Here is a 14,043-nt window from a genome sequence, read left to right as displayed (position 1 = left end):
AAGAACATGGCAATTTTAGAGACCAAAGAGATGACGTATTACTACCAAGATGGTGAGAATCGTCGGAAGATTTTAGATAAAACCAATATCTCCTTTGAAAAAGGTAAATTTTACACGATTTTAGGGAAATCAGGCTCTGGAAAGACCACCTTTCTTTCCTTGATCAGCGCATTGGATCAACCAACCGATGGGGAAGTATTTTTCGAAGGGAAAAATATCAAAACGATCGGCTATGAAGAGTATCGCCGCAACAAGATCAGTTTGATTTTTCAAAGTTACAACTTGATCCCATATTTGACGGCATTAGAAAATGTCCTTGTTTCGATGGCAATCTCAGACAACAAGCTCCCCGATCAACACGATCAAATTGCGTATCGCTTGTTGGATTATATCGGAATCACCTCCACGAAAGCTGATCGTTTCGTCAATCAGCTCTCCGGTGGGGAACAACAGCGGGTCGCCATCGCTCGTGCCTTAGCGACCAATGTTGATATTATTTTAGCCGATGAGCCGACGGGAAATTTGGATGAAGGCATAGAGCAAGAAATCGTGGATATTTTTAAAGATTTAGCTACTTTACACAACAAGTGCATCATCGTAGTGACGCATTCGACTGAAATTGCCAAGCAGTCGGATCAGACCTTTTATTTGAAAAATGGCGAGTTGACGGCCTATGAGTGATTTTTTATCGAAGTTTGAAGAAGAACCGAAAGAGCCAGACAAGGAATCAGCTACAGCTAAAGCACCTTCTTCCCGTGCTTCCCGCAAAGAAAAAGGTTCAGCTTCTTTAGAAGAGGGGATCGAACACGATCCCTCCTTCAAAAAGAAACGGCGGAAAAAACGACTGCTGGGGCTTGGTGCATTACTCGGACTACTTCTACTCAGCGGCTTTTTATTTTTCCAATTGGCGTACGTCCGACTGGATAACTTTGTGGACAAAGAGATCTCAGAAGTCAGGGAATGGGCGGCGGAACATGATCTTGCGATCGATGTGACGCCTGCCTATGATGAAGCCCCAGCCAATCAAGTGATCGCCCAAGAAGAAGCCGCCAGAAGTCGGGTCAGAAAAAGAAGCACCCTGCATCTAACGGTGAGCCAAGGCCCAGATCCAGAAGAGAAATTGGCACTGCCAGACTTTATGGAAATGACGAGGGACGAGGCAGCAGAGTGGATCGAAAAAAATCAAGCCAGCAATTTGACGATCGTCGATGAATACCACGATGAGATCGAGGAAAAAGCACCGATTCGAGTAGAATTTACTAATAAAGAAGTCTCGCAAGAAAACTATCATCGTCGAGATGTCGGACGAGTCTTTTATTCCAAAGGCGAAGAAACCTTTGAAAAAGATATTGAAGTACCAGACTTTCGTGATAAAACCCGTGCAGAGGTAGAAACATGGGGGAAAGCCCATGAGCTGGAGCTTGAAATCAAAGAACAGGCTTCGGATACTGTGGAAGAAGGCAAAGTCATTGAACAAAGCGTGGCACCAAAAGAAAAAATCGCGAAACGGGATGCGTTTCAAGTAACGATTTCTCTAGGGAAAGGGGTCACCGTACCAGACTTTTCAACGATTTTACCAGATGATGCCCAGGCCGCTGTTGAGGGTGTCACTGTGCGGATGCGGATGCAGTTTACTCAGAGTCTGCCTTACGGACAATTGATCTCGCAAAGTGAGACCGCCGGGACCGTTTTAACCAGCAAAGATGACCAAGGCATTGAAGTCGTCTATTCAGCAGGTCAACCGTATATCAAAGATTACCGTCGAAGCGAGCTCCTTGAAGGGGATCTGCAAAAACTTTTCTTTGATGAATTCCGTTCAAAAGGGGCGAACATCAGCTATCAAGTCCGTTATGTCAATTCAGCAGAACCCTACGGGACAATCGTGGGGATGAGCAAGTTCAATCAGTTTTTACCGTTAGAAGATACGATCACCTTCGATATCAGCTTAGGCAATCAGACAGCCCCAGCGGCTACTGATCCAGAATAGCCGAGCGGATTTATCGATGACCTGCAAAAAGGAGGAAACCCATGCGTCATCAAGAGAATTTTCAAGACCTTAGGAAAAAGCTGTTTGTCTTTTTGTTAAGCGGTATGGTAGCATTGTTGCTACACATGTGGATTCATCAATCCAGCGAACACGTGCGGATCGTTTCAACAGAACGGTTTATTGGAGAACAATTGGAATGATTCTACAAAAATGATTGTGCTTACCGAAAAGTGATTGAAAAAAAGAAATGATGAGTGTAAAAGGGGGACTGACCGATGCGGATCTTATTCGTAGAAGATGAGCCATCGATCGCAGAAGCGGTTGCCAGCTTATTGAAAAAACAGCATTATTCCGTTGATTTGGCGTATGATGGCGAGACTGGGTTGGACTACGCAGCAAGTGGGGTGTATGACCTTCTCGTTTTGGATATCATGCTGCCAAAAATCGATGGGATCACATTACTAAAGACGTTACGCAAGCAAAATATTCGCACGCCGATTATTATGTTGACGGCCAAAAGCGATGTCGATGACAAAGTGCTCGGCTTGGATGCAGGGGCAGATGATTACTTGACGAAACCCTTTCAAATGAAAGAGCTGCTGGCACGGATTCGTTCATTAAGTAGAAGAAAAGACTTGGATTATCAAGAAGACCAGTTAGCATTTGGCAATGTGGTCTTGGCGCGTAATGAGCTGCAGTTGGCTACGACGACCAATCAAGTGGTGCTGTCACCCAAAGAAATGAAACTGATGGAGCTATTTTTATCCAGACCTAAAGTGATTTTATCAAAAGAAACCATCATCAATAAGATTTGGGGCTTTGATCCCGATGTGGAAGAAAACCGCGTTGAGATCTATGTGTCGTTGCTGCGGAAAAAACTGACGCTGCTTGAAGCGGATATCGGCATTCGCACGATCCGCAATGCGGGGTATATTTTGCAGAGCAAGGAGCCGCCATGTTAAAAAAATTACGGAATAAAATGCTGTGGTTTAATATGGCGTTGATCTCAATCATTGTCTTAGGTGCCTTTACCTTTATCTATATTTTGAATGCCACCCAAATTGAAAACGAGATCCAATCATTGATTTCGCAAGAAGCCAACACCTTAGCTGCGGTACCGTTGGATGAGGAGGAGGCCCGGCAATCACTGACAGACCCAGAGTATCCAATGATATTGACCATCACGAATAGTACCAGTGAGTTCAGAGAGATCGCTCTAGTCGACGTGGATCAAATGGATGTCGTGATTCAAAGTATTGATGAGGGTGTCGATGAGAGTGATCTTTATGAAGCCTTGGTCGATGCCGCAACGAAACAAGAGGAGATTCCCAATGAAGTGAAGGTAAATGACCGAGACTGGCGGTATGCGCTCTTTTTGGTAACTTCCATTAGTCATTATTCGATCAATCATGATTCGACGGGGGAATATTCCACCAGCATCAATAATTACGAGCCTTTTTATCAAGTGCTGTTCTTTGATGTCACCGACTACAAAACCAGTCTAAGCAACTTAAGAACCACGCTTTTGCTCATCGGGGTCTTAGCCTTAGTCAGTATTTATATCGCTAGCTTTTATGTCGCCAATCGGGCATTGCGACCAGTTGAGCTGGCTTGGCGCAAACAAAAAGAGTTTGTTTCTAACGCTTCCCATGAGTTGAAAACACCACTGGCGATCATTCAAGTCAATGCTGAGGTATTAGCTGGCAGTCCAGAAGAAACCTTGGAAAGCCAAATGAAATGGCTGGAAAACATCCAGTTAGGTTCCGAACGGATGGATGAGCTAGTAAATAGCTTATTGATGCTGACCAAATTCGAAAGTGCCGAGCAAGAAGTCATGCGTTCGGTGATCGATGCCAGCCAAGTCGTGCAAAGTGTTTATCAAAGCATGGAGGCCATTGCGCTGGAAAAAGGGATCCACTATCAGGAACAGATCGCTAAACAGGTGCGCCTTGAAAGCAATGAGCAAGCCTTGAGGCAATTGACCATGATTTTGGTAGACAATGCCTTGAAATATACACCTACTGGAGAAACCGTCACAGTGGCTCTCGTTGAACGCCAACGAAAAACGGTGCTGCAAGTGTCCAACAGTGGTTGCCCGATCCCTGAAGAAAAAATTCCCTATGTCTTTGATCGCTTCTACCGCGGGGATCCTTCTCGCAACCATCAAGACGGTGGCTATGGGTTAGGTTTAGCCATCGCCAAAGCCATCACAGAAATGCTGCAGGCACAAATCAGTTTGACGGTGGATCAAGAGGGCGTCAATCACTTTGAAGTTTTATTTCATTGAAAAATGAGCTTTACCGTTAGGAAATAAAAGATATGTCGCTGCGCTCATCAAATCTTTTGCCGCATTTCGAAGAAAGTTTCGCTTTCTCGAAATGCGGCTATTTATGCAGCAAAACGCATTTTTTAGGAGAAGGGGACACCAAGGGAAAAAAGTTTTTTTATTTCTCCTTGCAATTTTCACAAAGTTCGGCTATGATAGGTGTGTAATCGGTTACACAGGAGGGGAGCAACATGCCAACAATTAAAGATGTCGCCAATTTAGCTGGACTTTCCGTGGCGACAGTTTCAAGAGCCATGAATGGGACTGGCTATGTGAGCGAAAAAGCCCGTGAGAAAATCCATCAGGCGATCAATGAATTGAATTATTCCCCCAATGAAGTCGCACGTTCGCTGTATCAGAAAAAGTCAAAATTGATTGGTTTGCTACTTCCTGATATATCCAACCCGTTTTTTCCGCTAGTAGCCAAAGGCGTCGAAGACTTTCTACAAAAAAAAGGCTATCAAGTCATCCTTGGCAACATTCAAGAAGACAATGAGAAAGCCAATGAATATTTACGTGCGTTTGAGCAAAACAATGTGGCGGGGATTCTTTCCGCTGTCGAAAATAAAAATCGTACCCAAAGCAATATTCCGACGGTCGTCTTGGATCGGATCGATCAAGATGTCGAATATGGGGTTTATTCGGATGACCTTCAAGGCGGCGAACTTGCTGCTGAAGCGATCTTAAAAGGTGACCCCAAAAAGGTAGTCGTGATTGCTGGTCCTGAATCTGTCACCCGTGCTCGGGATCGTTTATTGAGTGTTGAATACACATTGAAAAAAGCACAAGTTCCTTATGCACTAGTGAAATCCACATCCTTTCTCTTAGAGGATGCGACCTTGACAGCGAAACAAGTTTTTTTAGAACATCCCACTGTCGATAGTGTGATTGCCCCAAGTGATACCCATGCGATTGCCATCATGCAAGAGGCTTATCATCATGGCGTAAAGATTCCAGAACAACTTCAAGTGATCGGCTATGACGATATTCCCATCAGTAAATTGGTGGTGCCACGCTTGACGACGATCCATCAGCCTGCTTATCAAGTAGGTTACAAAGGAGCAGAAATGCTCTTTGCATTGATCAACGATCAATTTATTGAACAGAAAAAAATCATCCTTCCTGTTCATTTAGAAGAAAGAGAGACAGTAAGAAATGGAGGAACGCCAATTGAATAAGATCATCGTCATTGGTAGTATGGCAACAGATTTTGTAGTCACTACGAAGGTGAAACCCAATCAAGGAGAAACGGTTTTTGGGGAAAAATTTGACACGAATTTTGGCGGCAAAGGAGCAAACCAAGCCATCGCCGCTAGCCGTTTAGGCGCAGAAGTAGCAATGCTAGGCCATGTAGGAACCGATCGTTTCGGAAATGAAATCGTCGAAAACTTAAACGTGAATGGCGTTTCTACGGAGAATGTGGAACCCGTTACACATTTTCCATCTGGTGCCGCGCATATCATTTTGCATGAAAATGACAATAGCATCATTGTCATACCCGGTGCCAATAATGCGCTTGATTTAGCTCGCTTTTCCGAAATAAAAGGAAACATCACAGAGGCTGATTTAGTGATTTTGCAAAACGAGATTCCCCAAGAAGCCAATGAAGCCATCATCGACTGGTGTTGGGAAGCAAAAATCCCTGTTTTATATAATCCAGCACCTGCGAGAAAGCTCAATCCGCGTATGTTATCTAAGGTAGGGTATCTGACCCCTAATGAACATGAGTTTAAGTTACTTTTCCCCAATCAAAAGCTTGCTGACGTTTTAGCAGCCTACCCTAATCGATTGATCGTTACCCTAGGTGCCAAAGGAGCGATTTTCCACAACGGGAAGTCGGAGGTCTTAGTTCCTGCCTTTCCAGTTGCTGCGGTCGATACTACGGGAGCTGGTGATACCTTCAATGGTGCATTAGCAGTAGGGATTTTAGCAGGTGTTCCCTTAGAAAACGCCATTGCCTTTGCCAACTTAGCAGCAGCAATCTCCGTCAAAGGATATGGTGCTCAAGGCGGAATGCCTACATTAAAGGAAATGAAGGAGAGTCCATTGTATGAAGAAGCATGGGGCATTAAATAGTGAGATCGACAAATTATTGGCGGATTTAGGCCACACTGATCAGCTTACGATCGGGGACTTGGGGTTGCCAGTACCCACAGGGGTGAAAAAAATCGATCTGGCATTAAAACTAGGTAGTCCGAGTTTTGAAGAGGTGTTATCGGTAATGCAACAAGAGATGGCAGTCGAGGCGATCGTTTTAGCAGAGGAAATAAAAACGGAGAATGCGGAGCAGTGGCAATTGATTCAAAAAACGTTCCCGAATGTTCCGATTCGTTTTGTTCCACATGAGGCATTCAAAGAAGAAACAAAGGAAAGCAAAGCCATTATTCGAACAGGGGAAGCGACACCCTATTCAAACATTATTTTACAAGCAGCCGTTATCTTCTAAAGAGACAGGAGGAAATCATGTGCAAGTCGAGATGAGCAATATTGAGAAATCCTTTGGGAAGAATCAAGTGTTAAGAGATGTCTCACTAACATTGTACCCTGGAGAAATCCATGCCCTAATGGGAGAAAATGGGGCAGGCAAGTCAACGTTGATGAACATTTTAACTGGGTTACATGCCAAAGATGCAGGGACGATTTTGATCGATGGTAAAGAAACGAACTATGCCGATCCGAAGGAAGCCGAACAAGCCGGTGTGAGCTTTATCCATCAAGAAATGAATAACTGGGAACAGATGACTGTATTGGATAACTTATTCTTGAATCGGGAATTGAAAACCACCTTTGGGCTACTAGATACGAAGAAAATGGCAAGCAAAGCGCAGGCAGTCTTTGAACAGTTAGGGATTCAGATCCCCCTTCAAAAAGAAGTGGATGAACTTTCAGTCGGGCAACAGCAAATGATCGAGATCACGAAAGCGCTGATGACTGATGCCAAGGTGTTGATCATGGATGAACCGACTGCTGCCTTGTCGGATAAGGAAATTAATAATTTGTTTCAAATCATTCGTCGCTTGAAAGAAAACGGCGTAGCGATCGTTTATATCTCTCACCGAATGGAGGAGATTTTCAAAATAAGTGACAAGATCACTGTGATGCGGGATGGTCTATCGATCGATACGAAAAAGACGCAGGATACGACGATGGAAGAGGTCGTGAAGAAAATGGTCGGTAGAGAGTTAGCTGATTATTATCCAGAAAAACAAGCGCAGATCGGTGAAGTCGTTTTTGAAGTAAAAAATTTAACAGCAGCTTCTAAAGTTTACCAAGGCATCAATTTTCAAGTCAGAGCAGGTGAGATCCTTGGTTTCTCAGGTTTAATGGGTGCTGGACGCACAGAAGTCATGCGAGGAATATTTGGTTTAGACGAAATTGAAAGCGGTACCTTAATCGTCGAAGGGCAAGAAGTGAAAAATTCTTCGCCTTCAAAGGCAATCGCCAATGGCTTTGGCTTTCTAACAGAAAATCGGAAAACGGAAGGCTTGGTCTTAGACTTTTCCCTGACCGATAATATCAGTTTGCCCAGCATTGATAATTTTGTCAAAACAGGCATGGTCGATAGCAAGACTGAAGCCAGTTTCGTTGCGTTAATGATCGAGCGCTTACGCATCAAAACGATGAGTGCCCAGAATTTAGCCAGCGAGCTTTCTGGTGGAAATCAGCAAAAAGTGGTTTTGGCGAAGTGGATCGGTGTCGGACCCAAAGTATTGATTTTAGATGAACCGACACGCGGAGTAGACGTAGGTGCCAAACGAGAGATTTATCAGCTGATGAATGAGTTAGCGGAACGTGGTATTGCGATTTTGATGGTTTCTAGTGATCTACCAGAAGTGCTAGGTGTCAGCGATCGCATCATTGTTTTACACGAAGGAAAAATATCAGGGGAACTCTCTCGGCAAGAAGCCACACAAGAGAAGATCATGACGTATGCGACAGGAGGAAACTAATATGGAAAAAAGTGGTATGAAAACAAAACAACTCTCGGAATCAATTAGTAAATTGGGACCTTTACTCGCTTTGATTGCTCTAGTGGCTGCTGTCACTGCCTTAAATCCAAGCTTTTTATCGCCCAGTAATTTGTTGAATCTTTTGCGGCAAGTCGCAGCGAATGGCTTTATTGCATTCGGAATGACCTTTGTCATTTTGACTGGGGGCATTGATTTGTCTGTAGGGTCCACCTTAGCACTTTCCAGTGCCTTGACAGCAGGAATGATGGCCAATGGGGTGTCATCTTTAGTCGCTATTTTGATTGGGTTACTAAGCGGAGCGATCCTTGGTGCGTTGAATGGACTACTGATTTCAAAAGGAAAAATGGCGCCGTTTATCGCAACCTTAGCAACGATGACGATCTATCGGGGCGCTACCTTAGTGTACACCAATGGAAATCCAATCACTGGACTAGGTGACAGCTTTCTATTCAGCTTTATTGGTCGGGGGTATCTTTTCGGGATTCCTTTTCCAGTCGTATTGATGTTTCTCGTGTTCTTTCTTTTGTTCTTGTTGCTTCATCGCACCGCCTTCGGACGAAAAACCTATGCCATCGGTGGCAATGAAAAGGCCGCTTTTATTGCTGGGGTGAAAATCGATAAGATAAAACTGATCATTTATTCGATCTCTGGATTGATGGCTTCAATCAGTGGCATGATCATCACTTCTAGGTTGAATTCTGCGCAACCAACAGCAGGGCAAGCCTATGAAATGGATGCGATTGCAGCAGTCGTTTTAGGTGGTACGAGCTTATCTGGTGGAAGAGGCAGAATTTTTGGCACGTTGATCGGGGCATTGATCATTGGTACGTTGAACAATGGTCTAAATCTATTGGGTGTCTCAAGTTTTTATCAACAAATCGTTAAAGGGATCGTGATCGTAATTGCAGTGTTACTGGATCGGAAAAGGAAATAAAAAATAGGAGGATCTATTATGAAAAAAATGTTTTTATTGGCAGCAGGCTTATTGGTACTTTCTGGCTGTGGAGCGGCAACATTGGACAACGGCGGCAGTAGTGAGACACAAAGTGAGGAAAAAGCAGCTTCAGAATTGACAGTTGGTGTATCGATCTCCACCCTCAATAACCCGTTTTTTGTTTCCATGCAAGAGGGGATCAATCAATTGGCTGAGGAAAATGACACCGATGTACGCTTTGTTGATGCCCAAGATGATACTGCCAAGCAAAGCAATGATATTGATGATTTGATCCAACAAGGCGTGGATGTGCTTTTGATCAATCCCGTTGATTCTGCTGCTATCGTCCCAGCTGTTGAAGCCGCTAATAATGCCAACATCCCAGTTATTGCCATCGACCGTAGTAGCGATGGAGGAACGCTTTTGACGACGGTTGCCTCCAATAACGAAGAAGGTGGGAAAATGGCAGCAGAATTTATTCTCGAACAATTAGGGGAAAACGCAAAAGTGGTAGAACTTGAAGGCGTCCCTGGCGCTTCTGCAACCAGAGAGCGAGGAAAAGGCTTTGATGATTATGCTAAAGACAAACTGGATGTTGTTGAAAAGCAATCCGCAAACTTCAATCGAGCAGAAGGATTAACGGTTATGGAAAATATCCTCCAAGCCAACAATGACATTCAAGGCGTCTTTGCTCAAAACGATGAAATGGCTTTAGGGGCAGCCGAAGCGATGGGAAACCGAGAAGGCGTAGTGATTGTCGGGTTTGACGGTACTGAAGACGGCCTCAAAGCCATCGAAGAAGGTAGAATGACGGCAACGATCGCTCAAAAACCAGAAGAAATGGGCCGCCTTGCATTGCAGGCAGCGTTTGACCATTTCCAAGGAAAAACAGTCGCTGAACAAATCGATTCACCATTAGAGTTGGTGAAAAAATAGGTAGACGCTCAATGCAGTTCCTACTTTCAACATCGAAAGCCCCTCTTTGGCTGACCATTTAGGTCACCAAAGAGGGGCTTTCTTTAATACGTGGCGTTTCGTTTACTTGTTGCTGGTTAAATCCAATAAGCGGTCTTTCAAGTCTTCTTCTAGATGACCCAATTCCACTTCGGCAGCACGACGTTTTTCTTTTCCTTCTTTTTGGATCCGTAATGTTTCTTGGATCGTTTCCACAAGGTCGTTTTGTGTTTTTTGCAAGGTTTCGATATCGACGATGCCGCGCTCGTTTTCTTTCGCTGTTTCAATAGCAGAAACTTTCAACATTTCTGAGTTTTTCTTCAATAGATCATTGGTGGTCTCAGAAACTTGGCGTTGTGCCGTAACTGCATCTTTTTGACGCAATAAAGTCAAGGCAATGACCACTTGGTTTTTCCATAGTGGGATCGCTGTATTGACAGAAGCTTGGATTTTTTCTGCTAACGCTTGGTTCGTGTTTTGGATCAGGCGAATTTGCGGTGCCTGTTGGATCGTGATTTGACGTGCCAAGCGCAAGTCATGAGTCCGTTTGTCTAAACGATCAAGAAATTGCGTGTAATCGTTGGCGATCTGTACGTCCATTTGATCATTCGTTTCTTCTGCTTTTTTCATGGCTTCAGGAATGATTTTGGTTTGTAATTCTTGCATCTTCAACTCGCCAGCGGCAATGTAGATGTTCAATGCATCAAAGTAATCTTTGTTCTTTTGATACAACTGTTCCAACATCATGTTGTCTTTTAGCAAACCGTCTTTTTCTTTATCCAATTTGACGGCGATCTTGTCGATTTGGGCACCGATTTTTTGGTATTTAGCGGTGATTTCAAAAATGGATTGTTTTACTTTACCAAACATTCGCTTGAATAAGTTGCCTTCCCCTGCACGCAGTTCGTCTGGATTGGCTTCTTGCAAGCGATACATCAACTCCGTTAATGAGTCGCCCACAGGGCCGATATCAGCTGCTTGGACATGGTTCAACATGGATTGGGAAAACTCTCCAAGTTTGGTTTGGGCAGCTGCACCATAGGTGATGACCGCTTGCTGGTCGGTCGCATCGATCTTGCTGGCTAATTCTTGGGCCTGTGCTTGACGCTCTGGCGGTAATTTATCAATCAAACGCGGTGCCGTTTGCTGTTCTTTCAGCTGACTGATTTCCGCTTGTTGAGTGGTGGTCAAAGTGTCGACAGGGGTTGAAAATGGGTTGTTCAATAAATCGTCAAGCGTATCCGTTACGGGTTTTGCTTGATTTGGTGTTTCACTCATAATAACTCCTCCTAATAATTGTCTGCTTTCGAAAAAAATCTAGCCCAGGCTAGATTTTTTTTAGATTCTTTTCTTGTTGCCAATCAGAATCTATCCCTATTCATTATCTCGTTTTATGCTTTGTTTGGCAATGGATAACTCAACATCCATGTCATCAAGATCGTCTGCTACAAATTGGGAGTAGTCTTTGGCGATCAAGGAAGCCATTTGCTCGATGATTTGGGTGCTTTCCTCGATTTTATCATAGGTCTCACGACTTTTGATCTCATGGCTATTGATTTCAATGAACTTATCGGTCAAATCGACCATGTTGGGCAAGTGGGTATAAAGGAAATGACTTGCCAAAGGCAGTTTGGTCGGTTCTTTCACGAGTTCTTTGAAAAGAGCTTTTGAGGCACGCAAGGCATCGTGACGCAAGTCAATGGCTTTTAACTTGTTATTGCTAGTGATATTTTTTTGGTATTTATCGATTTGGTGTTTCGTCTGATTCATCGTTTCACGGAACAATTCGATCTCACGAGCAGTCATTCCGCTTTTCAAGTAATGGGCTTCTCGTTCTCTCGTTAAAGAAGGCAAAACTTGTGGATCGGCTGCTGGAACTTTACGCCCTCTAATACCGACGTAGACTAAAATCGCACCGACGATTAATAATAGGCTCGCAAATGAATCGCCTACTACGTTAAAAATAATACTGATGAGGACGATCGCACCAACGATCAGCCAGATGTTTTTTTTCATTTTTCCTCCTCCTAAAAATCTCTTGGACAAGTAGATTGGGTTATTCGACATCTTTATTTTAGCATGTTCACTAAAAGAAAAATATCAGACTTGGGGTGGATTTTCCGATTTTTAGTAAATTCATAAGCTTTCTTGCTATTTCTTAAGAAGATATTTTTTCTAAATTATGCTAAAGTGTTTGATAGATAAGACGTATGAGGAAAGTTAGGTGTCGATAGATGTTAGAATTTAAAGATTTTGAAGAAAAAACGATCCAACGGAATGAAATTTTCCATGGCAAGATCATTGATGTGGTCGTTGATGATGTCTCCTTGCCAAATGGCGGGACCAGTAAACGCGAACTAGTCTTTCATCCTGGTGGTGTTGCCGTGATCGCCTTGACAAGTGAGAACAAAATGCTGTTTGTTCGCCAATTCAGAAAACCGTTAGAGCGAGTGATTTTAGAGATACCAGCAGGAAAAATCGATCCAGGAGAAGGCGCTCGTCCAGATTTGACTGGCGCCCGGGAATTAGAAGAAGAGACCGGCTATCGTGCAAAAACGCTGGAGCACGTTTCTTCTATGTACCTTTCACCAGGCTTTGCTAATGAGCTCTTGCACGTCTATTATGCCAAAGAGCTGGAAAAAGTGACAAATCCCTTACCGCAAGACGAAGATGAAGTGCTGGAAGTCTATGAATTGACCTTAGAGCAAGCACAAGCCGCTATCGCTGATGGAACGATCTGTGATGCGAAGACCGTGTTTGCGATCCAATTTTGGGAGTTGCTGGAATTGAAACGGAGGAACGGACTTGCCTAAAGAACCATTGATCACCCGCAGTGAGCTTCGACGCAGACGCGAAGAAGAACAAGCAGCAGCTGAACGCAATCAGCAAATCGTAGAAAAGCAAAGCAAGAAAGAATGGAAACAAAAAGAAAAACAAATTGATAACCACTACCGCAAAGTGCGCAAGAAAAACAAAGAAATCACGAAGACCCGTGCCGGTGAGAACCAGAAATCTCGGGATTTGAACCGTTTTTTAATGAAAGCCATTGTGATCGTCACTTTATTGTTAGTCGTCGTCGGTTTGGCGATCTTTTTGTTGTGATTCTTCTAGTACTAAGAAAAAGCCGCCCCTGCATCTTCTGCAAGTGCGGCTTTTTTTGTTATTCGGTCGGCTTTTTCAAAATAGCTAAAAACATGGCCGCTGGCTGATTCATGAACAAATGATCCGCTTCATGAAAAACGGTAAAGGAAGTGGCAGTAAACCCAGTTGTCTCTGCCAGTTGAGTCAATGCGGCAGGATCGAACCCATTATGAACGAGCGGGTGAGACACGGCGGGATTTTTGAGGAAATCCACTAGATAAAGGGTTCCTCCTGGCTGTAGCAAGGCGTATAGTTTTTCCATCATAGCGGCTGTGTCAGGAATATGCAGCAAGACGAGAGATAGCAGCACCGCGTCTGCTTTTGCTTGTAAGGATTCTTGCAGCAGATCGTGGACAGTTGCAGAAGCATTGGCCAGCTGCAGTTGGTTGATTTTTTTTTCAGAAACCTCGATCATGTTAGGGGCAGTATCCCAGATGGCTAAGTGCTGGACATAAGCTGCTAAGGGCAGACTTACTAGGCCGGTACCGCCGCCGATATCGATCAGAGTTTGGTGCTGGTTGTCTTTAAAATAAGGTTCAAGGGTTTGGGTGACTAATTGTGCTAACGCGATCCGTTCAGGGGTATCGTATTTTGCTGCCATGACGTTGAAAATTTCAGACATAAGTGCCTCCTTTTATAATGACAAAAAACTGTTCGTTTCGTCAAAACTAGTTTATCATGAAAGGAGAAAAACACGTCAGTAGATACGTGGGAATTTCTGTTGTTTTTC

General features: G+C 43.8%; 16 protein-coding genes. 13 read left to right on the top strand and 3 right to left on the bottom strand.

Annotation, left to right across the window (positions count from 1 at the left end; genetic code table 11):
• Nucleotides 1–6 precede the first annotated feature (6 nt).
• From IGI73_RS14260 to IGI73_RS14210, 11 genes are all read left to right on the top strand, one after another.
• Nucleotides 7–681, top strand: a complete 675-nt coding sequence (locus tag IGI73_RS14260) for an ABC transporter ATP-binding protein (protein WP_428206802.1) — start codon at nt 7–9, stop codon at nt 679–681.
• Nucleotides 674–1,987, top strand: a complete 1,314-nt coding sequence (locus IGI73_RS14255; RefSeq protein WP_005227808.1) for a PASTA domain-containing protein — start codon at nt 674–676, stop codon at nt 1,985–1,987. The genes IGI73_RS14260 and IGI73_RS14255 overlap by 8 nt, the downstream gene beginning before the upstream one ends.
• A 41-nt stretch (nt 1,988–2,028) precedes the next feature.
• Nucleotides 2,029–2,187 (top strand): hypothetical protein, encoded by a 159-nt coding sequence (locus IGI73_RS14250; protein ID WP_005233508.1) that lies wholly within the window; start codon nt 2,029–2,031, stop codon nt 2,185–2,187.
• Nucleotides 2,188–2,262: 75 nt separating this feature from the next.
• Complete coding sequence (locus IGI73_RS14245; RefSeq protein WP_428206801.1) at nt 2,263–2,949, top strand: response regulator transcription factor; 687 nt, start codon at nt 2,263–2,265, stop codon at nt 2,947–2,949.
• Nucleotides 2,943–4,274 carry a sensor histidine kinase gene (locus IGI73_RS14240; protein WP_428206800.1) on the top strand — a complete coding sequence of 444 codons (1,332 nt, stop codon included), beginning with the start codon at nt 2,943–2,945 and terminating at the stop codon, nt 4,272–4,274. The genes IGI73_RS14245 and IGI73_RS14240 overlap by 7 nt, the downstream gene beginning before the upstream one ends.
• Nucleotides 4,275–4,504: 230 nt before the next feature.
• A complete protein-coding gene (locus IGI73_RS14235) occupies nt 4,505–5,491 on the top strand; it encodes a LacI family DNA-binding transcriptional regulator (RefSeq protein ID WP_060792557.1) in 987 nt (328 codons plus the stop codon).
• Nucleotides 5,484–6,389, top strand: coding sequence for a ribokinase (gene rbsK / locus IGI73_RS14230; protein WP_034857599.1), 906 nt, complete (start codon nt 5,484–5,486; stop codon nt 6,387–6,389). Before IGI73_RS14235 ends, rbsK begins: the two co-directional genes overlap by 8 nt.
• A complete protein-coding gene (rbsD, locus tag IGI73_RS14225) occupies nt 6,364–6,759 on the top strand; it encodes a D-ribose pyranase (protein ID WP_060792556.1) in 396 nt (131 codons plus the stop codon). Before rbsK ends, rbsD begins: the two co-directional genes overlap by 26 nt.
• A 19-nt stretch (nt 6,760–6,778) precedes the next feature.
• Nucleotides 6,779–8,263: a sugar ABC transporter ATP-binding protein gene (locus IGI73_RS14220; RefSeq protein WP_428206799.1), complete on the top strand. Its 1,485-nt coding sequence runs from the start codon at nt 6,779–6,781 to the stop codon at nt 8,261–8,263.
• A gap of 1 nt (nt 8,264) precedes the next feature.
• Nucleotides 8,265–9,218, top strand: coding sequence for an ABC transporter permease (locus tag IGI73_RS14215; protein WP_428206798.1), 954 nt, complete (start codon nt 8,265–8,267; stop codon nt 9,216–9,218).
• Nucleotides 9,219–9,236: 18 nt separating this feature from the next.
• Entirely contained in the window at nt 9,237–10,154 is a 918-nt protein-coding gene (locus tag IGI73_RS14210) for a D-ribose ABC transporter substrate-binding protein (protein WP_016609995.1), read from the top strand.
• Between the two features lie 102 nt (nt 10,155–10,256).
• On the opposite strand, the gene IGI73_RS14205 is transcribed toward IGI73_RS14210, so the two are convergent.
• On the bottom strand, nt 10,257–11,450 hold the full coding sequence (locus tag IGI73_RS14205) for a toxic anion resistance protein (protein ID WP_060792554.1): 1,194 nt from the start codon (nt 11,448–11,450) through the stop codon (nt 10,257–10,259).
• A gap of 96 nt (nt 11,451–11,546) precedes the next feature.
• Nucleotides 11,547–12,188 carry a 5-bromo-4-chloroindolyl phosphate hydrolysis family protein gene (locus tag IGI73_RS14200; protein ID WP_010749055.1) on the bottom strand — a complete coding sequence of 214 codons (642 nt, stop codon included), beginning with the start codon at nt 12,186–12,188 and terminating at the stop codon, nt 11,547–11,549.
• Between the two features lie 218 nt (nt 12,189–12,406).
• Here IGI73_RS14200 and IGI73_RS14195 point away from each other — a divergent pair, with 218 nt between their 5' ends.
• Entirely contained in the window at nt 12,407–12,985 is a 579-nt protein-coding gene (locus tag IGI73_RS14195; protein ID WP_005227818.1) for an NUDIX hydrolase, read from the top strand.
• Nucleotides 12,978–13,274, top strand: a complete 297-nt coding sequence (gene macP, locus IGI73_RS14190; RefSeq protein WP_005227820.1) for a cell wall synthase accessory phosphoprotein MacP — start codon at nt 12,978–12,980, stop codon at nt 13,272–13,274. Before IGI73_RS14195 ends, macP begins: the two co-directional genes overlap by 8 nt.
• Nucleotides 13,275–13,332: 58 nt before the next feature.
• Here macP and IGI73_RS14185 read toward each other — a convergent pair whose 3' ends face one another.
• Nucleotides 13,333–13,935, bottom strand: a complete 603-nt coding sequence (locus tag IGI73_RS14185) for a class I SAM-dependent methyltransferase (RefSeq protein WP_438759266.1) — start codon at nt 13,933–13,935, stop codon at nt 13,333–13,335.
• Nucleotides 13,936–14,043 lie beyond the last annotated feature (108 nt).

This window comes from Enterococcus sp. DIV0755f, assembly GCF_051713725.1.
Lineage (GTDB): Bacteria > Bacillota > Bacilli > Lactobacillales > Enterococcaceae > Enterococcus_D > Enterococcus_D casseliflavus.
This window is presented reverse-complemented; position numbering and strand designations above follow the sequence as displayed.